General features: G+C 44.3%; 15 protein-coding genes, 1 CRISPR repeat array and 2 riboswitches. Of the genes, 2 read left to right on the plus strand and 13 right to left on the minus strand.

Annotation, left to right across the window (positions count from 1 at the left end; all coding sequences use genetic code 11):
• The 7 genes from DWV34_RS03040 to DWV34_RS03070 all read right to left on the minus strand — a co-directional run bounded on the left by DWV34_RS03040 (position 1) and on the right by DWV34_RS03070 (position 10,370).
• Positions 1 to 1,413: a sensor domain-containing diguanylate cyclase gene (locus tag DWV34_RS03040; RefSeq protein ID WP_233444268.1), complete on the minus strand. Its 1,413-nt coding sequence runs from the start codon at positions 1,411 to 1,413 to the stop codon at positions 1 to 3.
• Positions 1,414 to 1,672: 259 nt separating this feature from the next.
• Positions 1,673 to 2,344: a M23 family metallopeptidase gene (locus DWV34_RS03045; protein WP_233444267.1), complete on the minus strand. Its 672-nt coding sequence runs from the start codon at positions 2,342 to 2,344 to the stop codon at positions 1,673 to 1,675.
• A 60-nt stretch (positions 2,345 to 2,404) separates the two neighbouring features.
• Complete coding sequence (locus DWV34_RS03050; protein ID WP_118475460.1) at positions 2,405 to 5,755, minus strand: response regulator; 3,351 nt, start codon at positions 5,753 to 5,755, stop codon at positions 2,405 to 2,407.
• On the minus strand, positions 5,755 to 7,032 hold the full coding sequence (locus DWV34_RS03055) for an ABC transporter substrate-binding protein (protein WP_118475463.1): 1,278 nt from the start codon (positions 7,030 to 7,032) through the stop codon (positions 5,755 to 5,757). The genes DWV34_RS03050 and DWV34_RS03055 overlap by 1 nt, the downstream gene beginning before the upstream one ends.
• Before the next feature lie 36 nt (positions 7,033 to 7,068).
• On the minus strand, positions 7,069 to 7,833 hold the full coding sequence (locus DWV34_RS03060; protein ID WP_006566606.1) for an arginase family protein: 765 nt from the start codon (positions 7,831 to 7,833) through the stop codon (positions 7,069 to 7,071).
• Between the two features lie 32 nt (positions 7,834 to 7,865).
• A complete protein-coding gene (locus DWV34_RS03065; RefSeq protein WP_006566605.1) occupies positions 7,866 to 9,953 on the minus strand; it encodes an EAL domain-containing protein in 2,088 nt (695 codons plus the stop codon).
• A 21-nt stretch (positions 9,954 to 9,974) separates the two neighbouring features.
• The gene (locus DWV34_RS03070) at positions 9,975 to 10,370 is read right to left on the minus strand and encodes a DUF3783 domain-containing protein (protein WP_009289400.1); all 396 of its coding nucleotides are present in this window, start codon (positions 10,368 to 10,370) and stop codon (positions 9,975 to 9,977) included.
• Positions 10,371 to 10,944: 574 nt separating this feature from the next.
• A CRISPR array of direct repeats spans positions 10,945 to 11,234; the repeat unit is 30 nt; unit sequence ATTTCAATACAACTCTTGTTACTGTTTATC.
• Between the two features lie 729 nt (positions 11,235 to 11,963).
• Here DWV34_RS03070 and DWV34_RS03080 point away from each other — a divergent pair.
• Positions 11,964 to 12,311, plus strand: a complete 348-nt coding sequence (locus tag DWV34_RS03080) for a DUF1622 domain-containing protein (protein WP_009289399.1) — start codon at positions 11,964 to 11,966, stop codon at positions 12,309 to 12,311.
• On the opposite strand, the gene DWV34_RS03085 is transcribed toward DWV34_RS03080, so the two are convergent.
• The 3 genes from DWV34_RS03085 to DWV34_RS03095 form a co-directional block, all read right to left on the minus strand.
• Positions 12,308 to 13,486, minus strand: a complete 1,179-nt coding sequence (locus tag DWV34_RS03085) for an aminotransferase-like domain-containing protein (protein WP_118475467.1) — start codon at positions 13,484 to 13,486, stop codon at positions 12,308 to 12,310. The two genes, DWV34_RS03080 and DWV34_RS03085, sit on opposite strands and share 4 nt — an antisense overlap.
• A 134-nt stretch (positions 13,487 to 13,620) precedes the next feature.
• On the minus strand, positions 13,621 to 14,637 hold the full coding sequence (locus DWV34_RS03090) for a nucleoid-associated protein (RefSeq protein WP_225103690.1): 1,017 nt from the start codon (positions 14,635 to 14,637) through the stop codon (positions 13,621 to 13,623).
• A gap of 93 nt (positions 14,638 to 14,730) precedes the next feature.
• Positions 14,731 to 15,519: an anthrax toxin lethal factor-related metalloendopeptidase gene (locus DWV34_RS03095; RefSeq protein ID WP_233444266.1), complete on the minus strand. Its 789-nt coding sequence runs from the start codon at positions 15,517 to 15,519 to the stop codon at positions 14,731 to 14,733.
• A gap of 102 nt (positions 15,520 to 15,621) precedes the next feature.
• Positions 15,622 to 15,708, minus strand: a riboswitch (cyclic di-GMP riboswitch).
• Positions 15,709 to 15,904: 196 nt separating this feature from the next.
• Positions 15,905 to 15,995: riboswitch (cyclic di-GMP riboswitch) on the minus strand.
• Between the two features lie 220 nt (positions 15,996 to 16,215).
• Here DWV34_RS03095 and DWV34_RS03100 point away from each other — a divergent pair.
• Positions 16,216 to 16,878, plus strand: coding sequence for an HAD family hydrolase (locus tag DWV34_RS03100; RefSeq protein WP_022260980.1), 663 nt, complete (start codon positions 16,216 to 16,218; stop codon positions 16,876 to 16,878).
• A gap of 46 nt (positions 16,879 to 16,924) precedes the next feature.
• On the opposite strand, the gene DWV34_RS03105 is transcribed toward DWV34_RS03100, so the two are convergent.
• From DWV34_RS03105 to DWV34_RS03115, 3 genes are all read right to left on the minus strand, one after another.
• Positions 16,925 to 17,770: a CPBP family intramembrane glutamic endopeptidase gene (locus tag DWV34_RS03105; RefSeq protein WP_009290558.1), complete on the minus strand. Its 846-nt coding sequence runs from the start codon at positions 17,768 to 17,770 to the stop codon at positions 16,925 to 16,927.
• A 3-nt stretch (positions 17,771 to 17,773) separates the two neighbouring features.
• The gene (locus DWV34_RS03110; RefSeq protein WP_009290557.1) at positions 17,774 to 18,682 is read right to left on the minus strand and encodes a helix-turn-helix transcriptional regulator; all 909 of its coding nucleotides are present in this window, start codon (positions 18,680 to 18,682) and stop codon (positions 17,774 to 17,776) included.
• A 161-nt stretch (positions 18,683 to 18,843) separates the two neighbouring features.
• Positions 18,844 to 19,881: an electron transfer flavoprotein subunit alpha/FixB family protein gene (locus tag DWV34_RS03115; RefSeq protein ID WP_006565762.1), complete on the minus strand. Its 1,038-nt coding sequence runs from the start codon at positions 19,879 to 19,881 to the stop codon at positions 18,844 to 18,846.
• Positions 19,882 to 19,888 lie beyond the last annotated feature (7 nt).

The raw sequence follows: 19,888 nt of genomic DNA on the forward strand, positions 1-19,888 counted from the left end.
TCAATCCTGATAAATTTTATAATATCCTTTGCCATTTTGTTTTACAAAATACAGCGCCTCATCTGCATTGGCTATCATCTGTTCCAAACTGCTTCCCTGCTGTCTCACTGCCACGCCTACGCTGCATTGGATCGGCAGAGACTCTCCCTTCGTTCCGATATCTGAGTGAAGTCTGAGAACAAGAGATTCAAATACACTTCTAAGCTCATCTTCATCGTCGATATCTGTAAGGAGCATTACAAATTCATCTCCTCCATACCGCCCCACGACACCGTCATATTTCTTCTCATATTCGCGCAGGATGTACCCTATACTCTTTAATGCCGTATCCCCTGTTTTATGTCCGTAGGTGTCATTTAATTTCTTTAGATTATCCAAATCCACAAAGCATAAAATTGTGATTTTGTCCCCGGGAATCTTATCAAGCTGGGCCTGTGCCTGCTTTAAAAATACACTTCTCGTGACAACGCCGGTAAGTCCGTCGGAAAGGCCGTTGCTGGTAAGCCGTATGATCTCCCTGAAATCCATATTATCCGGACGCTCATCCTGGTAGATCTTTTCCTCCAGTTCCTGAATAGACTGCACGAGCATATCCACCACTTCTTTTTGTTTGCTGATAAAACGCTTCACCAAGAAAAATATGACAGAACAGAGTACCGCCATCAGCGCTACAATCACTAAAAATCCTGAAATAATTGTCCTGTATATAGACCAGAAGTCGATGGTAGTGAGAATATCCCAATCGGTATTTTCTATGTTATTATACATCGTGTAATATAGATTCCCGTCTCTGTAACTCCAGTAAGTTCCCGGCGTTTTGGCAAGCAGTTCTGTTTCCAGCTGGTCTGCCGTCACACCGATATTATGGGCTTCTCTCACATAATCCATATACGGTTCTCCATACTGCAGATTACTCGTAGAAGACATGATCTGTCCTTTGGAGCCGATCAGGACCGCCTGAGCGTCACTGGTCTCCACAGCCTTCTTAAGGATATCCACGACATCGTCAAAATAGATGGCGCAAAAAAGGCATCCGGTTATTTTATTCCCTTTTTTCAGCGGATACGCCACCGTATAATTCAGCGTGACCCCGTCTGCACCGGCTAAAAAGCTGTCTGTCACCTGTGGTTTCCCTGTTGAAAACAACTGCTGCATGTAATCCCTGCTGGCCAGGCTGGCCGGCTCCTCACCTATCGTGTAAACGTTCATATCAGCGTCTACATAACAGATCATCATATATCCATACTTTTCTGTAATTCTGTCCAGCTTTTCAACCTTTTTCAGAGGAGGGAGCGAGGGATCATAATATTCCGGCTGTACTGCCAGTGATTCCAGCAGTTTCAAAGACTCATTCACTCTGTTGGTAACCTGAGTCTCCACGCTCTTATGCGCGGCTCTGGCATCTTTTTTCATCCTCTGTGCGGATATAAAGATACCTCCCACCAAGACTATAAACATAGCTGCAGTAAAAAGATCATCATATACTTTAGAATCGGAGAATAAGTCAGTACATCTTCTCTCTGGACTCTCTGATTTCTTTTGGCACTCATAATCGGATCCCCCCTTTCCGGATAATTTTATTTCCTTGATCTAACCCCATAAAAATAAACATACTTTTACTACATTTTAACAGAAAGCTCACCAAAAGAAAATGACATAGCCTATGAAATATTTATTTCATTCTTCTTTTTAATACTGCCTGCAGAAATTTATAAGGATTCAGACTGTATTCCCCATATTTTGTGTCTTTCCGATATATGCCAAGGTGCAGATGTACCGGGAATTTTCCCACGGTTCCTTCTTTCTCTCCATACCCTGAATCTCCCATATATCCAATCACATCTCCCGCACGGATCTTTGTTCCCCGTCTGATTCCGGGAGCATAACTGTAAAGATGCGCATAATAAAAATAAACACCTTTCGGAGAACGGATACCGACACGATAGCCCCCAAGCTTCAGCCACCCAATCTGCTCAACGACTCCGTCAGACATACTGAGCACAGGTATTTCCCCTCTCTTCTTTGAAACCGTACCGGACATAATATCCGTGCCCTCGTGGTGCCTGTCTCCGCCAAAATTCCTCGCCTCATTCCAGGAATCCGAATAATTTACAAACGGTATATATTCATCCGGCACCGGAGCTCCCTTGATCTCCCCTTGTATCAGCGGATCCGGTCTTCCGTTTTTACATCCGGTATTTCGGTATTCCTGATATGCCTTTTCTTCTGCGATGGCTTCGTTCCGCCTTAGAATCCTTTCAACAGCCAAACTCTCGGCTGTGACCAAGAGCCCAAGGAAAAATAATGTGCAAACCAGCCAAAAACTTCTTTTTGCTTTGTTCATCCGCTTCATCCTCTATTCTTGTCTGCACTATGTATATGCAGAAAAGAATAGGGTTACAACCTAAGGATTACCCAGAAGGTATTCATACAGCATCTGTTCAAACGCTTTCACGTCGATCGGTTTCGCAAAATGCCGGTCCATGCCTGCCCGCTTTGCATTTCTCACATCCTCTTCAAACGCGTCCGCGGTCATTGCAATAATAGGCAGAGATGTTACATCTTCCCGGTCCAGTGCACGAATTGCCCTGGATGCTTCATAACCGTTCATCACAGGCATCTGGATATCCATTAGAATCAGATCATAATAACCTTCCGGGGACTGCGCGACTTTCTTTACAGCCTCCCCGCCGTCAACCGCTTCCTCCGCCTGTATTCCCATTTCTGTGACCATAGTTCTGGATATTTCTCTGTTCAGGTCGTTATCCTCTGCAATCAGGATTCTCTTTCCGGTATAATCGGGCTTATCACCAAAACGTTTCTGCTCCAAAGGTTCTGCGTCACCGTCCAGTTCTTTCAGCAGATAACAGATCTTAGAACAATAAAATGGTTTGGACAAAAAGGCTGTGACTCCTGCTACCCTGGCCTCACTTTCGATGTCCGTCCAGTCATAGGCAGTCAAAATAATCACCGGGATATCCGGTCCTGTCTCCTTCCGGATGCGGCGGGCTGTTTCCACACCGTCCATCCCGGGCATTTTCCAGTCAATGAGTGCAAGTTCAACCGGGTCAGAGGTATCCTTTGCCTCTGCAGCATACTTGACGGCTGTCTCTCCGTCAGTGACAAATGAGGCCCTGAGTCCCATGCTCTCAAGAAGCTGTGCAGCGTTCTCACATATCTCCCTGTCATCGTCCACCACAAGGCTGTGAATCCCAATCCATTTTAGCGGAGTTTCATCCTGAGACACATCCTGCAGTTTCAGCGGAAGAGTCACTGTGAAGACCGATCCCTTTCCGGGACTGCTCTCTACCTGTATGTCACCGCTCATTAAGTCTATGATATTTTTTGTAATGGCCATTCCGAGACCCGTTCCGGTCATTTTGCTGCTCGTAGAATCCGATGCCCTCTCAAAAGGATGAAACAGCTTTTTGAGAAACTGCCTGTCCATACCGATTCCTGTATCTGAACAGCAGAAGATAAAATTTTGATACTCTCTGCGGACACTGTCCTCCTGCCGGACCTGAATATCAATTTTTCCTCCTTCAGGCGTATATTTGACAGCATTGCTTAAAATATTAATGCAGACCTGCCGGATACGAAGAGGATCTCCGATTACATTTTCATTTTTAAGAGATCTCAGCCGGACCTTCACTCTGATCCTTCTGGAATCCGCCTGCGGCCGGATCAGCTCGACCGTATCCGTAATCAGCTCAGCCAAATTAAACGGTTCTTTCCTGAGAGACAGTTTTCCGCTCTCGATCTTAGACATGTCCAAAATATCATTGATCAGACTTAAAAGATGCTTCCCTGAAAGATTGATCTTTCCAAGACATTCCATGATCCGCTCACGGTCGTCTAAGTGTGCCGATGCTATCGCCGACATTCCTATGATGGCATTCATCGGCGTACGGATATCATGGCTCATGTTGGATAAAAATTGTCCCTTGGCTTTATTCGCCGCATTTGCATTGTCCAAAGCAGTCTGGAGGGCCTGGCGCTGCTGTTCTTCCTCATAGCGCTGTTCATCTGTGCGCCGCGAAATAAGAATTGCCAGCTTATCATTTGAATATGGATTATCCACATTGATAATCTGAGTCGAGATCCAGTGATATCTGCCGTCTGTGAGTTTCTGCCTGACTTCAAGAAAAACTTCATCCTTTTCATGCCCCAGCGTTTCTGTAAGATACTCCGTTCCAAAACGATGCCGAAACTCATCAGCATGTTCCGGGTGTACCGTCAGAGCCATGTCCTGAAACAGTCTGCTGTAAGATTTCTGCTGCCCCAGGCCAATCATCAGGCCCGGTTTTACGTAAATAAAATTCAGTGTATCCTCTGTCAGATTGATGCTGATGATCACCGGATAGGCGTTGGAAATTGCGCCTACCAGTGTGATGCGTTCCTGCAGTATTTCCCTCTCTGCTTCCTGTTCTGCCAGCTTTTCCTCTGTAACATCATGAAAAGCGGCAACAAAAACCGGTTCTCCATTTTCATCAAATGTTCTTTCCAGAATACCGGAAACCCAGAAATATTCTCCTCCCGCCCTTTGAACGCGGAACTCAAATGTACTTTTCCGGCCATCTGTATCGGCAGTTTCAATCATCTTCACAAGCCTGTCATAATCGTCCGGATGAATCAGATTCTCTATCGGCTCACCGAGAACTGTGTCCTCAACATCACCTTCCGGATACTTCAAAAGCTGCATTCCCTGCCGGTTCAGCTGCAGAAACCGATATGGTTTGTCTACAGATATAAGTGCAATTCCTTCCGGAACGGCATTATATAAATGTCCTATGTAATCTGCCTGGTTTGAAAGTTTTTTATTTGTTTTATTTGCGTACCAGTAATAAGAAAATACTAAGAGAAAGATACCTGCCAGGATACTTCCGATCAATTCCATGGAACGTCTCAGAATGACTCCGGTCTGGGCAGTCACCACGTCCTTCGGAATAATAGACATAACATACCAGTCTGTCTCAAGCTTCAGAGGAGCATAACAAAAAACCGTATCCTTTCCCTGATAATTTAAAACTGCCCACCCCGTCTTCTGCTGTTTCAGTGAATCGGCAAAGCGCTTAAGACTCTCCGAATCGTTTTGCGCTTTTGGCAGCATATCAAAGAGATTTTTCATCGTTTTGTTGCTGTTTATATGAGGAGACCGGATCAGGACATCCCCGTTCTTATGGACCACGTAGGAAAAACCGGTATCATGATAAAAAGACAGGCTGAAACTGTCGGCAATATTCTCCACCTCATATTCTTTGACCAAATAGCCCGCGGTGCCGTCCTTTAATTCCACTCTCACAAACAGGTGAAATACATTGACACCGGTCACACTGCTGATATGAGGTTCAATGATACCGTTTCTTTTTGTCGTCTTATCCAGCACTTTTTGTACGTGCGCATCCGGTTCTGTTTCTGTGGAAAAACAGCTCCCGTCGGGGAGATACAGGCTGATTCCTTTATCCGCGCGTGCATAGCTTTCCAGCGCCTCCCTCAGTTTCCCCTTCTCCGTCTTTGAAAACTTCTTTAAATAGCCTGTCATCGTGCTCATAGAATCATACTCATTGCGCAGCTGTACTTCCAGAGTATTTAATCCTTGCTGAGTACTCTCTCTTATAGTGCTGATGGACTGTTCCCACAGCTGCTTTTTTACTCCCCTTACAAGAAAGAATGTCAAAAAGCTTAAAATGATGCCAATGATAACTGCGGCAAGAGCAATCTTCCTCTTTATATTTCCGGAGTATCTTTTTTTCATCACTGTACTTTCCTCTCTTTTTCTGTCTGCAGGTCCATACGGTTCATGACGGATCTCACCGGCTTTCCTGAAAGAATCTGTTTCGATGCCTCCGCTGTCAGGTTCCAAATCGGCAGTTTGAGCATACTGTCTGTACCGATCACTGTTTTACCGTCCTTATAGCAGGACAGCAGGGGACGTATTTCTTCTACGGAAGACGATTTTCCCCCTTTCAGCGGGCTGAATGAGCACTGCTGGTCCGAAAATTTTTGGATATTTTCAGCCTGAGTAAAGTATTCCACGAACATTTCAGCAGCTTTTACATGACGGCTGTCTGCATTCACACTTAAACGCGTGTCTGCGTTTACGACCAGCATCGAGCCATTTTCCAGCAGAGGAAGAGGGCTGACACTGAATTTCAGATCCGGGTTCATCGTCTTTACTCTTCCTGCTGCCCATGCGCCTGTGAGCATAAACGGAGATTTCCCTTTGGCAAATTCCTCAAGATCATCTGAAGTTTTTTCAGTCTTCAGAGACTTGTCAGGATCTATATACCCCTGTTGGATCAGGCTCTGCGCCAGATCAAATCCCGGAGTCAGATATCGGCTCAGCTTCTCTTTCCCATTATTCAGGTTTTCAAACACCTGTTTCTGGTTATTTTGCTGATAGACGGAATAGAAGCCTCTGCCGACAGCCAGCGTTTTTAAAGAGATATCATTGTTACAGATGACCGGAGTGATCCCCTTTTTCGTAAAATAGCTGCACACACTTTCCCATTCTTTTAAATTTCCCGGGGTCTTTTGCTTATGTTTTTTCAAAAGATCTTCATTGCAGTAGAGCCCAAATGCAGATACCGTAGTCGGAACCCAATAGATCTTTCCTTCATCTTTCATTTGAGTCAGCATTTGATCTGTATAGTCCGGAATCGTGCGAAGGCCTGACAGGTCTGCAGCCTGTCCTTTCGACTTCAGTTTCAGAAGGATATCATGATTGACCATGAAAACATCGTCGCCCTTCCCTGTTTCCATCCGCTTTTCCAGGGCTTCAAAGTATTGTGTCCCTTTCAGGCTCTCATATGATACTCTGATATCAGGATTTTCCTTCATAAAGCCTGAAATAATCTCCTCGATCACTTTGACATTTTCAGGCTCATATTTGGTTCCGAAAAACGTAATCGTCGTGACATCTTCAGAATCTGCTTCTTCATTCATGACCGTATGCTTGCTGCTGCACCCGCACAGTACCAGCATACAGATAAGCACCGCCGCACAGCACCTTTTCATCTTCCTTCTCTTCATTGCACCTATCCCCTTTTCTGTGTAAATAATGATTTTTTACCTCTGAGGATCATCGGGAAGGGGCATCATCCCGTCCAGACATTCCAAAACTTCTTTGTTGACACGGTCACTCTGCATGATCTCTCTTCTGCCGGACAACAGGCCGCCCTGATATTCTCCGCAGATATCGGCCCCTAAGATGTTTCTGTCCTGCGCAATCATAGTACATATTCTGCATACCTGCCCTGTGGTCATGCTGCCCTGGTCCCAGTTTGTAGACAACTCGCTCAGGCTCAGCACATCCTTGTCCAAAGACAGATAGACATCCGTCCGGATCTCTCTCTGAAGCCATGTCTTCCAGTCAAAATCCGGGGATACAGCTTCTTCCTCCGGCACTGCCGCCATGTGATTTCTGTATCTCGGCTCCACCTCCCGCAGATATGCGGCCGAAGTACCGATCAGGATTACTTTTTTCAGATGTTCCATCTCATCCATGGCCCTCCGCACCCAGCATCCGCAGGATAAAAGTTCAGGAAACAGCGGCTTCTGAAGATCCGTGTGGCAGTCAAACAGCACCAGCGTAAAATCCCTGCATATCTCTTTCTGCAGAAGAAAGGAGACATAGTGGTAATTTCCCGAACCGAGAAAATAAATATGAGATGGCTTTCCTGCCCTGATTCTCTCTCTGATCGTCTCCGCCGCAGTATCCTCACAATATCCGTTGGTCCCCGGAACTTCTCTCAGGTTGATCCGCTGATGAGGAGCTGATTGATAAAACTCTTCCTTATCGTACAGATCGTCAAAGTCCAGGACTGTAATCATCTGCTGCACATCTCTCACTCCTTTTCGGACTGTTAAAGATAAGTCTTAATAAATTCCTCCGGCGGGACCGGCCTGCCGTAATAATAACCCTGGAAGACTTTGCATCCCATTTCTTTCAGCAAGTCTCTCTGTTCCTCTGTCTCTACAAATTCTGCGACTACATGAAACTTCAGCGTCTGTGCCATATCCACGATTCCGGAGACAATATTTCTGGATCTCTCATTGTCCACAAGCTGTCTGACAAGTCTGCCGTCCAGCTTCACTTCCTCGAAAAAATAGTCCTGAAGATATACCATAGACCCATGTCCCATGCCGAAATCGTCCATGCTGATTTCGATGCCGTTTCGCCTGATATTTTCCAGTTCTCCGGTCACCTTTTCTGAGTGGTCCAAAAATACCCGTTCCGTGAATTCAAAGACCATCTGTTTTTTCCCAAAGTCATAGTGTGACAAGAGATCCAGCACATGTCTGCTCCAGTCCTTCTGCTCCAGCTGGCTCGGGGAGATGTTGACTGAAACCCTCAGACTCTGGTCCGACACACGGTTCATTTTTTGTATATCCGTACAGGCTTTTTCCAGAATAAAATTCCCCAAAGCCTGAAGCTGACCGCTCTCTGAAGCCAGCTGGATAATCAGGGGCGGAGCAATATATCCTGCCACCGGGTGATTCCATCGAAGCAGGGCCTCCGCGCCATAGATGCCCCCGTCAGCCGACATCTGCACCTGATAGTGAAGGGTAAGGCATCCTCTCTCCAGTTCATTCTTCAGATCGTATGCCAGAGTTTTTGCGGCATAGCTGTGGATGTAATCATCGGAAAGGAGGATCGGTCTGCGGCCTGACTCATCTCCCTGATCCATATCCTCTGTCATTTGCCGGACTTCCTCTTTAAAATTTCTCGTCTGCTTCTCTTCACTGTATCTGATAAACGGAATATAGATCAATGTGCCGATCAGCAGATTCACAATCTGCAGAACACTTCCTGCTACAGATCCCGTTGCCTCATAGCCGCTGAAAATAACGGGTACTGTCCATTCTACCGATCTGGTCACATAGGGCACCAGTCCCATCGTCATCGCAAAAGTACTTGTAAGCACAAACACAAGAGGCGTCAGAATAAACGGCACAAACATAACCGGATTAAAAATCACCGGAAATCCAAAAATAGCGATCTCACTGATATTAAAGAGGACGGAAATCCCCGCGACCTTACCGAGCTTACGATTATGACTCTTTTTCGCCGCTATAAGGAGTGCCGTAATAAGACAGAGAGCTGCCCCGCATCCGCCGATAAACACAAAAATATCCATAAAAGACTTGGAGTAGATCTCCGTAGGCATTTTCCCCGCTGCGATCAGCGTCTGATTGACAGATACTCCAGGTTCAAACAGTCTCTTTGCCACTGCATCCAGAGTATTCGTCCCATGGATTCCAAAAAACCAGAGAACATGAGAAAAGAAAACATACAGCAGGGCCCCTGACAGGTTCCCTGACAAATGACGAAATGCCTTCATAGACAAAAACGAACCGAAATTTGTAATATTGCTTGCTCCCGTCCACTCCCTCAGCAGTACGCCGGCTCCAGCGAACAAAAGGGTAATTATAACGATCGGCAGCAGATTCAGGATGGATAAGTTGAACAAATACTCTGCTCCCACCGTATGCATCGCCTCAAACTTCCTTGCCGCCCTGACACTCAGCCGGAACAGCGCACAGGACAGCATCGTGATACACATAGCCGTAAAAACCCATTCAGGCCCGAAAATATACTCTTCATTCTCCATGATACCCCCGCAGAAGGCCATATAGGATACCAAGGCCGTAACTGCATAGTAAAATGCCTCATTGGACTCCGACATTCTGCCGAAAGACAGGCTGATCGTCACAGTGAGAAGCAGAGCAAGGGAACCAAGCGTAATCGTATATACTGCATCCAAAATATTCAAAATCCGCCCTCCCAGGAAAGCGGTTATAAATTCCTGATACGGCGGATATGGAAAACTCTTAAATAAAAGTGCAAAGGAACCCAGGATTAAAAAGGGGATGACTAATGTCAGCCCCTGCTTAACCGATAAAATCGCTGTCGATTTCCCAAGATCCCTATAATAGTTTCTGATTTTCATTGCATAACTCCCCAGATTCGATCACTGCCCGGACATTTCTTCATGTTCATCCCTGAGATTCTCATATAGAGTCATAGAGTCCCAAGTCTGGTTTGTATCCGTCAGAACGGCCTTTAAATTTATCTTTTTAAGCTTCTCTTTTCGAAAACTCATAATCATCTCATCAATCTGGCGGCCTGTGAAGCCTTTCATGACAAGCATCTCTTCTGTGAATCCCGGACCGTCATAGCAGCTGCCGCCCGGTTCGATGCCGGGAACTCCTGCCAGTGCCCCGATCGGTTTCAGATAATCTTCTTTTTTTATATTTTTTATCCGTACACCCATGCGGACCAGGATAAACTTTATCTTTCTTGCCCGCTCGGAACCGTCTAAATTATACAGCAATACAGCTGCACCGCTGTTTTTTCTTTGATTCATTTTCATGTCCTGCCTTTTCATTATAGTAGTTTTATTATACCTTATTGGGCGGAGCGCGTCCACCCGAAGGGTATTACATTTTCCACATGATTGGAGTGAGACATTCTAAGAGCCGAACGGAAATCGTGTAGAAAATGGACGTAATATCTACTGGATAAATACTTATCAAACGATCGTTGGATAGCTTTTTTTGTTCAGAGAATACTTATCCATCAGACATTATGTCCATTTTTACCAGTTCGGAGGCATTGCATTTGAAGAAAGGTTCGTTTACTTCTTTCAGAAAAGGTTCAGAGGCAAGGAGGGGAGGTTCGATTCACCAAATTTGCACTTCGCCTGCGGCTCCTGCTCATTAAGTTCCTTCGAACGGGCCGCTGGAGAGACTTTGCTGAAAGTTGGAAAATCTTACCTTCCTGAGACAGCAAGCCGCAGAACTGGTAAAAATGTCATGACATACAGAAAAATACCCTGGCAGTTAAACATTGACTACTTTTCTGTGCCTAACTATCAAGGTATATCTTATTTCTGTTACTGTTTATCTGGCTGTAATGAAACGGTTTGATCTTGCAATCAAATTTCAATACAACTCTTGTTACTGTTTATCCAAATTCCCTCAATTTGTAATATAATAATACAAACATTTCAATACAACTCTTGTTACTGTTTATCCATTCATGGATAATCTTCCTGTCGTCCTTACTTGATTTCAATACAACTCTTGTTACTGTTTATCGCACTCGTCAAATTATAAATGCTGTGATAACTATATTTCAATACAACTCTTGTTACTGTTTATCTGTCTTTATCTGTTAGAAGGCATATAAATCAACGCAAATTTCAATACAACTCTTGTTACTGTTTATCCAACGCTTTTAAGCCATTCTTCCATTTCATTATAGCCAGTTTTCCTGATAAAATCAACGTTTCTCTAAATATTTCCCAACCGTCATCAATTTTCTCACATTTTTCTCCAATACACCTTCAAATGGCTATTTCCCGCGGTTTGTATGCAATTATCAATTTTATAGGTTGGGAAATCAGTATACCTTATCGCGCAGAGCGCGCCACCCGAAGAGTATAAAATACGGTGTGCCCTTTGGTATGACATTTTGACCAGTTTTCCGGCTTGCTGTCTCAGAGATGTAAGATTTTCTAACTTTCAGTAAAGTCTCTGCGGTGGCCCGTTCGGAACTCGCTGGCGCGGGGGCGGCCTCACTGTGCTTTGCACACCACCTCCGAGCCTTTTCTGAAAGAAGAAAAACTAACATCTCTTCGAATGCAAGGCCTCCAAACTGGTCAAAATGGACGTAATATCTACTGGATAAGTATCCACCAAACAAATGAAACCGTCCAACGATAGTTTTTTAGCACTATTGGAGAAACGCATTTCAAAGCGTGACGGAAATAGTGGAGAAAAACTATCGCAGGTGGCACCTTTGATTTCTAAGCAGCCTGCTCCAGCAGATAATATGTCCATTTTCTACACGATTGGAGTGAGGCATTCTAAAAGCTGAACGGAAATCGTATAGAAAATGTCATACTATATCTGAATGAAATCTTACAAATATGCAGACGATAAAATGAAGCTATTTTATGAAAATACAGAAAGCGTACAGCAATATGCCTGATCATCTTTTAACAGAAACTGTGATGCTCTGCATTCACCTCCTGGAACTTTTCGGGATCTTTGTCATCGTCTTTGGCTGTATCAAAGCTTTTCTCCAGTATCTCCGGGCAGGATTTACCACGGAGGGAAGGGAGATCAAACTGGAATTGGCCAAAATTCTGGCTTTTGCCCTGGAGTTTAAGCTGGGAGGTGAAATACTCAGGACCGTCATCACGAAAAACATGAACGAACTTTATATGCTTGGAGCTGTCATCCTTTTGAGATCTTTTCTGACTCTGGTGATCCACTATGAAATCAAATTCGAGTCAGATTAATAGCTCTCCATCAGTCTGCCGAGCCGGCGGATGCCCTCCCGGATCACCTCCGGCTCTGAATTCGTATAATTTAAGCGGAATGTAGGCACCGGCTTCTGATCATCCACATAAAATGGATTGCCCGGCACAAAAGCAACCTTCTCTTTCATCGCACGGTCGAACAATTCGAGGGATGACTCGCCTTCCGGAAGAGATCCCCATACAAACATGCCTCCCTTCGGCATGGTGTAGGTAACAGTGTCCGGAAAGAAATCTTTCATCGCCTGAAGCATGGCATCGCTCTGCTCTTTATAAAGGGTTTTGATTTTGCCGATGTGTTCATTTAATTCATGGTTCATGAGATAATCGTACACTGCATACTGAGCAAAAATATTGCTGTGCAGATCAGCTGCCTGCTTTGCGGTCACAAGATGCTGCATCAGTTCTCTGTCTTTCGTGCAGATCCATCCAAGTCTCATTCCCGGTGTGATAATCTTTGAGATCGTCCCGAAGAGCACACTCTTTTTCAGGCCAAACGATCCGATATAGGGATACACTTCTCCCTCAAACTTCAGCTGTCCATACGGATCATCCTCGATCAAATAGGCAGAATAACGGTTTAAAAGAGCACACAGTGCTTTTCTTTTCTCCACAGAATATGTAAGTCCGGTTGGATTCTGAAAATTTGGAACCGTATATAAAAGTTTTACATTCCTCTCCTCCAGGATCTGCTCCAGCCTGTCCAGATCGATCCCGTCGTCCAATAGAGGCACCGGACAGAAATCTGGTTCAAATACGGTAAACGCCTGAATCGCCCCCAAATACCCAGGTTCTTCGATCGCAAGCGCGTCACCGGGATTGATCAGCACCTTTCCCATCAGATCCAACGCCTGCTGCGACCCTGTCGTAATCAGCACATCGTCTGCCTGTACATCCATCCCGTATTCGTCCCGGTATCTCTCTGCCACCCATTCCCTGAGCGGCCGATAGCCTTCCGTGCTGGAATACTGGAAAACCTCGTCACCAAATTGGTCTATAACCCGTTCCATAGACTGTTTAAGTTCTTTCTTCGGAAAGGAAACCGGATTAGGCAGTCCTCCTGCAAAGGAGATGATGTCATCCTGCTGGATAACTTTTAATATTTCTCTGATAAAGGATGCCGGGGTGTTTAAGATTCTCTCTGAAAACTGTGTCATACTTTTGTACCTCTTCTTTCTGCGGTGATGTAAGAAAAGCCCTAAACCGGCTGTCCGGCTTAGAGCGCCCTAATAAATTAATTTTGCTTATTATATGCCTTTCTCTCCTGTCTGTCAAGAAACCGAAAGGATACCTACTTTATCTTCACCTGTTCTATGTTTTTAATGATGATCGTGCTTCCTCCGCCCTGTTCTTCCAGGATCTCTACATTGTCTTTTGTAATATATTCTTCCATTGGGATCTTGATCTCGATCCCCGCGTCGGTCTCAAGAATCTGATATTCCAGCTTCTTCACGGTATTTTCTTTGGCCACCGTAAAGGTGTCATACTGGAGATCATATCTCTCGATGCGGTCGTCAAACTCCTGTTTCTTCTCCGTGCTGTCCCCAAAAATTCTGTCACCGATCTCGTTGATCCGAAACTCATTTTTTTCCGCAAATTCTTCTCTCAGCTTACTCCTGGCATCCAGTCGGTTTCTCAGCGGTTCATTCTCGTACCGGTTATTGATATCCGTGATCACCTTGTTTAAGATCTGGAATTTCTTTTTGGGAGCCATATCTGCGTGGCACTGGAGAAAGCGCTCAGAAATATAGTTTATCTTGTCGCCTGTCAGCATCTCAAACTTCTTCTCCACCAGCTGGACTTTATACTCCAGAAGATCCACAATTACAGCCTCCGTGAGCTTTGCCCCGTCCATAGGCATCACCCGCTGCTTTACAATGTCGTTGACTTCATTTTCTTCCTCTTTATGTATGTAAGTCTCCTTATAATTCATTTTCAGAAGCGCCAGATGTACAACGCTGTATAACTGGAAACTGACCACGATCAGATCTGCCGCCGGAATTGTCACACTGTCGCACATAATATCAAAAAGACTCTCCGACAGTACACGGCTGGCTTCCACAAAGCTTTCATCCTCCTTTTCATCCATCGATTCCAAAAGGCTTAAGACCGGTGAAAGGCTTCCGTCAAACTGGCATTTTTTTGTGTCATCGCTCTCCAGGATCTTAAATATATGGCCCCTGATAAATTCCATCAAGTCCGGTCCCAAATCCAGCAGGTCGTTGGACAGTCCAAGATACCCGTTGTGGCTGTCCAGAATATGGATAATCCCTTTTCTTATGATAATATCATCTCTCTGTATCTGCATGTTCATCCTACTTTCTATTAAATTTTCTTTGACCATTATACTAGAAAAAATCCGTCCGGACAACTCCGAACGGATCTCTATAACCCCTTCACCTTACATATCTGCAAGGACATTTTTGACATATTCATAAGCTCTTGGGCAATGGCTCTTTAAAGAAGCTCTGTTCATAGAATACTCTTTAAATACCTCTGCAAAAAACTCTTTGTTGTTTGATACTGCATAAGCTCTGTTGTCGCCGGCAAAATTGTTCTTTTCTGCATTATAGATCGCCCTGAACTCTGCTGTGGAATCAGCTCTGTTGTTTACATATGCTACGAAGTGTCCTACCTCGTGAACCAAAACTCTGTTGACATTGTTCTTTATCACAATCTTCTTCTGAGATGGGCTGAATACTCCGTCTGCCCCTTTCAGCAAAGAAGAATTTGGATTTGTCTCGATGGTCATTCCCACTCTGTTGAATTCGCTGATTACCTTGTCATCGACAATACCCTTCAGCTGGCTGATATTTGCGTTTCCTGCCTGTGCAAGATTTGTTGTTTTGATGACCTTCTTAATGGTTGTTGTTGTTTTGACCGTTTTTTTCTTTGCTTTTTTTGTTGTCTTTACAACAATATCCGTCTGAACTGTCTCTTCTACTTTTTTAGATACGCTTGTGATCACTTTTTTAGAAGTTTTTTTCGTTTTTTTGGTTGTGACTTTTTTGCGTTTTACTTTTTTCTTTAATTTATATGTCTTTGTTTTAACTTTTTTGGATGTACTTGTTTTGACTGTTACTTTACTGCTGGCTGCCTTCACAGGTGCTGCTGCGGCCGGAGCTGTGAATCCGACAACAAGCAAAACTGCCAATGCACTTACTAAAACTTTTTTGATTGCTTTTTTCATGATCATGCGCCTCCTATATTTCATAGACACAAGCCAGTGACCATCCTGATCTCTGGTACGAAAAAAGCACTCTGCTTATTTCATAACACATGAGCTTCCCCATGCGGCAACCGGCTATCGTAATCTCTTAGAGATCTTAGACCCTTGGCTTTGTGTCACTACCTTTCGATAGTTTTACTAAATATTAAATTACTGATTAATTAACTTATCATTTCTGATGTGATTCTGTGCAGAATATTAATTAATCCAGCTTTATGAAATTCGGAGCATCTATCTGGAAGTAAGCCCTCCAAATAAAAAACCATCTGCAAAATATTCTTTACAGACGGCTGCGCTTATAATCATATAAGATAGATAATTATTATCCATACACATTAATATATAATGTGGCAACCGGCTGTCATAATCCCCGTTCTGAGGACCTTAGACCCTTGGCTTTGTGTCACTATCTTTCAATAGTTTTACCGATGAATAATTCAATTGTATGATAAGGCCTAGTCATCTATCCTTATCTTAATTTTATTATATGCCCGCTAACAAAAGATGTCAATAGCTTTCCAAAAACTTTTCATATTAATTTACTCTGAAAAGACAAATGATACAATGAATGTTCTTTCATCAGAAGCCTAAGTTATCTTTTATACACCGACGACAAAAATGTGGTATGATAGGATTAAAATCAAGGAGGTATCATACATGATTCAAGGTGTAATTTTTGATATGGACGGGCTGATGCTGGACACGGAGACCCTGGCTATCCCCGCATGGCTTAAGGCCGGAAAAACTTATGGATTTCCCATCACAGAGGAGCAGGTAGCACATACTTTCGGCTTTTCTGTTCAAGGTATGCAGGAATACTTTATGTCTTTGTTCGGAGATAAATTCCCTTTTGAAAAAGCACTTCAAATAAGAAAAGATTACGTAAATGAATGGATTGATGAACACGGAGTCCCATTTAAACCCGGTCTGCTTGAACTTCTGCCGTTTTTAAAAGACAACGGCTACAAGATCGCCGTTGCCACATCCTGTGACCTGGAGCGTGTTACCCGCTACTTTCATCAGGGCGGGATCATGGATTTCTTTGACGCCGTGGTAACCGGGGAGATGGTCCCAAGAAGCAAACCACACCCTGACATTTTCCTGAAAGCATGTAAAGAACTAGGACTCGATCCGTCCGTATGCCTAGGGCTGGAAGACTCCCCTGCGGGATTGGAATCTATCTTCAGGGCCGGAATGACCGCCGTGATGATTCCTGATAAAATTCCTTATTCAGATCAACTCAAGGAATTTACCGGCACTGTGCTCGGTGATCTGTCCGAGGTAATCACTTATCTTGAAAATGAAAGCAGGACCAGATAATTCCTGTCTGTTTACCCGCATGTCTGTCATACTGCTGATCTGTTTTTTATCGGTCAGCAGTATTTTCATTGTTTATCTCAAGAATTCTGCCCACATGATCTGTTTCAAAAAACATTTCTTTGTTTGCCAGGACGATCCCGACTGCAGCCGCTGTAATGACAATGGTCTCTATACACTTTGTCTGGGGCGTCATAGCGATTTTTTCCTGAAAGAAATTTACGACGATATGAAAAAAGATGCTCGCCATCATACTCCGGTTATTCTTTACGTACACCCACGTCGTAATAAATCCCAGAGGGATTACACTGATAAAGAAATTTATTGCATAGCCGGTACCAAGCTGCAGAAGTCCAGCCTGATAAGACCCTTCGATGAAAAACAGGGGGATATGCCAGGCAGACCAGATGAAACCAAACAGGACTGATTCCCAAAACCAGCTTCCGTACTGGGCAATGGCGTCTTCACCATACCCTCTCCACCCCAGCTCCTCTATAACAGAGGCAAGCAGTATCGTGAGAAGGGCTGAACTGCCCTTTATGGAAAAAGAAAATCCCTCAGCAAACGAAAACTGATCCAGACTCTGACCAAAAAATACAGACAGAAGAATTGAAACTGCAACAATACATACAAACAGGGTAAAAGCAGAAAACAGATTTACAGAATGTACGCGGTAAAATCCAATCAGCTTTCGCTTCAGGTCCGATTTAAGCGCCTTACTTTTGGACAGGAGAACCGTCAGTACTGCCGTTCCTGCCGGAACACACAATCCCAGGAACATCCATGTCATTGCCGCCTGATTATCTTTACAGACTGCTGCTGCCGTCCAGAAAGCCCATGTAAGTCCAAAGACAATCAGGTAAAACCGAATTGGGCGGTATTGATATTGGTTCATATCTCACACCTCAAATTCTGGTTCAGGGACCGCTTCGATGATCAGTTCGCTTTTCATACCATTCAGCTCGATCATATTGGTACTGTCATCAATTTCTTCCTCTTTCACAGAAAAATCTTCTGCGGTACCGCCTTCTTTTTCGTAGTAAATATGATTGCCGATCCCTTTCTTTACGGCAAAGAACTCCATATTTTCGGGCACTGTAAGCCTCGAGGTCGATGAAAGCTGATTGATATCCAGGCGTCCGCAAAGCCCGGCACAGACAATGTTCATATCTTCATTGCTGTTGATCTCCACATGTCCTGTCACATCATGCACAAGTACTCTCTCTGTCTTTCCTGAAAACTCGATATTCTTTGCCCCCATACGCGTAAGTTCCAGCACAGAAGTATTGCCGGAAATCTCCGCCTCGCCAGTATACTGCTGCGGAATCCAGATGAACACATCCAGTTCCTTTTTCGCCCTGGCTTCCGTCATGTTTCCAAACCGACGGACATCAATATCAATCTTTTTCCTTACGTCATCGATCCGGACTTTAAAGACGGACTGAATCTCCTCAATCTGGTCCGACGCAAGGCACACCCGGATCTTCTCACCTTTATATCCGCAGAGGGATACTTTCTTTGCTCCCGAAAAAGTAATATCGTAATTTTTCCCGCAGTCGATGTCATATTCCGTTGTACTGTCATATAGATAGTCACCTTTTTGTCTGCTTCTTTCTTCACTTTCAAGCAGCTCATCAATGGAAATGTCAAACAGAGACGCAATCGCTTTTACGTTCTCTATGTCCGGCACTCCCGCTCCGGTTTCCCATTTTGTCACCGCCTGCCGGGATACCCGAAGCTTTTCAGCCATCTTTTCCTGAGACATCTTTGCCTGCCTGCGCAGGTCTTTTAATTTTGTTGAAAACATTTTATGTTCCTCCTCTGTTTGGATGGTGAAAGTATAGCAGTCAAAGTTTTTCCCAACAAGCAACTGTTGTTTACATATGAGTTTTTTATGCTACTTTCCGTAGCAAAAGAGGTCCTGCACGGATGCAGGACCTCTTTTGTGAGTTTTATTGATGTTTGTGATTATTTTACAACAGCTTTTAACTGTTCTGTCAGCATCGGAACGATCTTATTTAAATCTCCGACAATACCGTAGTCAGCCACGTCAAAGATTGGCGCTGTGTCATCTTTGTTGATTGCTACAATGATGTCTGCTTCTTCCATACCTGCTACGTGCTGGATAGCTCCGGAAATACCGATTGCAAAGTATACGTTCGGACGTACTGTCTTACCAGTCTGTCCAACCTGAATATCTCTCGGTTTCCATCCTGCATCTACGACTGCACGGGAGCAGCTTACTTCTCCGCCTAAAACTTCTGCTAAATCTTCTAAGATCTTGAAGTTTTCTGGACTTCCTACTCCACGTCCTCCGGATACAAGGATGTTGGCATCCATGATATCTACCACATCTGTCACAGATTTTACAACTTCCATGATCTCAACATATTTGTTGTCCGGTGTGAATCCAGGATTGAATTCGATGACCTCGGCTTTTGCACCTTCGATCTTATCGATCGCCTGCATAACACCAGGACGTACCGTAGCCATCTGAGGACGGTTGTCCGGGCAGGCAATAGTAGCGATCGTGTTTCCACCGAATGCAGGACGTGTCATCAGTAACTGATTGTGTTTCTGCTCTCTTCCAGGGATTGCAACTAATGGGAAATCACCGATTTCAAGGACTGTACAGTCAGCAGTAAGACCTGTTGCAACTCTCGCAGACACACGAGGTCCTAAGTCTCTGCCGATTGCTGTCGCACCAACCAGCATGATTTCCGGTTTGTATTCATTGATCACAGATGCAAGTGCATGAGTATAAGGCTCTGTTCTGTATTCTTTCAGTTCAGGATCATCAACGACGATTACCTTGTCCGCACCGTAAGCTGCAAGTTCATCTGCAAGGTCTTTCACTTCAGATCCAATTAATACAGCTGTTACATCAGTATCTAAATCTTTTGCAAGGTCTTTGGCTTTTCCAAGTAATTCAAAAGCGATGCCGCTTAATTCATTGTCTACCTGCTGTGCAAAGACATAAACTCCTTTATATTCTTCTAAACCCATTTTATTC

This window comes from Anaerostipes sp. AF04-45, assembly GCF_003461725.1.
Taxonomy (GTDB): Bacteria; Bacillota; Clostridia; order Lachnospirales; family Lachnospiraceae; genus Anaerostipes; species Anaerostipes caccae.

Excerpts from the sequence above, each read along its gene's own strand:
- DWV34_RS03065 (WP_006566605.1), bottom strand. The coding sequence starts at position 9,953 with ATGAAAATCAGAAACTATTATAGGGATCTTGGGAAATCGACAGCGATT.
- DWV34_RS03105 (WP_009290558.1), bottom strand. The coding sequence starts at position 17,770 with ATGAACCAATATCAATACCGCCCAATTCGGTTTTACCTGATTGTCTTT.
- DWV34_RS03095 (WP_233444266.1), bottom strand. The coding sequence starts at position 15,519 with ATGAAAAAAGCAATCAAAAAAGTTTTAGTAAGTGCATTGGCAGTTTTG.
- DWV34_RS03060 (WP_006566606.1), bottom strand. The coding sequence starts at position 7,833 with ATGATTACAGTCCTGGACTTTGACGATCTGTACGATAAGGAAGAGTTT.
- DWV34_RS03090 (WP_225103690.1), bottom strand. The coding sequence starts at position 14,637 with ATGCAGATACAGAGAGATGATATTATCATAAGAAAAGGGATTATCCAT.
- DWV34_RS03080 (WP_009289399.1), top strand. The coding sequence starts at position 11,964 with ATGAAAATACAGAAAGCGTACAGCAATATGCCTGATCATCTTTTAACA.
- DWV34_RS03115 (WP_006565762.1), bottom strand. The coding sequence starts at position 19,881 with ATGGGTTTAGAAGAATATAAAGGAGTTTATGTCTTTGCACAGCAGGTA.
- DWV34_RS03045 (WP_233444267.1), bottom strand. The coding sequence starts at position 2,344 with ATGAACAAAGCAAAAAGAAGTTTTTGGCTGGTTTGCACATTATTTTTC.
- DWV34_RS03085 (WP_118475467.1), bottom strand. The coding sequence starts at position 13,486 with ATGACACAGTTTTCAGAGAGAATCTTAAACACCCCGGCATCCTTTATC.
- DWV34_RS03040 (WP_233444268.1), bottom strand. The coding sequence starts at position 1,413 with ATGAAAAAAGATGCCAGAGCCGCGCATAAGAGCGTGGAGACTCAGGTT.
- DWV34_RS03050 (WP_118475460.1), bottom strand. The coding sequence starts at position 5,755 with ATGAAAAAAAGATACTCCGGAAATATAAAGAGGAAGATTGCTCTTGCC.
- DWV34_RS03110 (WP_009290557.1), bottom strand. The coding sequence starts at position 18,682 with ATGTTTTCAACAAAATTAAAAGACCTGCGCAGGCAGGCAAAGATGTCT.
- DWV34_RS03100 (WP_022260980.1), top strand. The coding sequence starts at position 16,216 with ATGATTCAAGGTGTAATTTTTGATATGGACGGGCTGATGCTGGACACG.
- DWV34_RS03070 (WP_009289400.1), bottom strand. The coding sequence starts at position 10,370 with ATGAATCAAAGAAAAAACAGCGGTGCAGCTGTATTGCTGTATAATTTA.
- DWV34_RS03055 (WP_118475463.1), bottom strand. The coding sequence starts at position 7,032 with ATGAAGAGAAGGAAGATGAAAAGGTGCTGTGCGGCGGTGCTTATCTGT.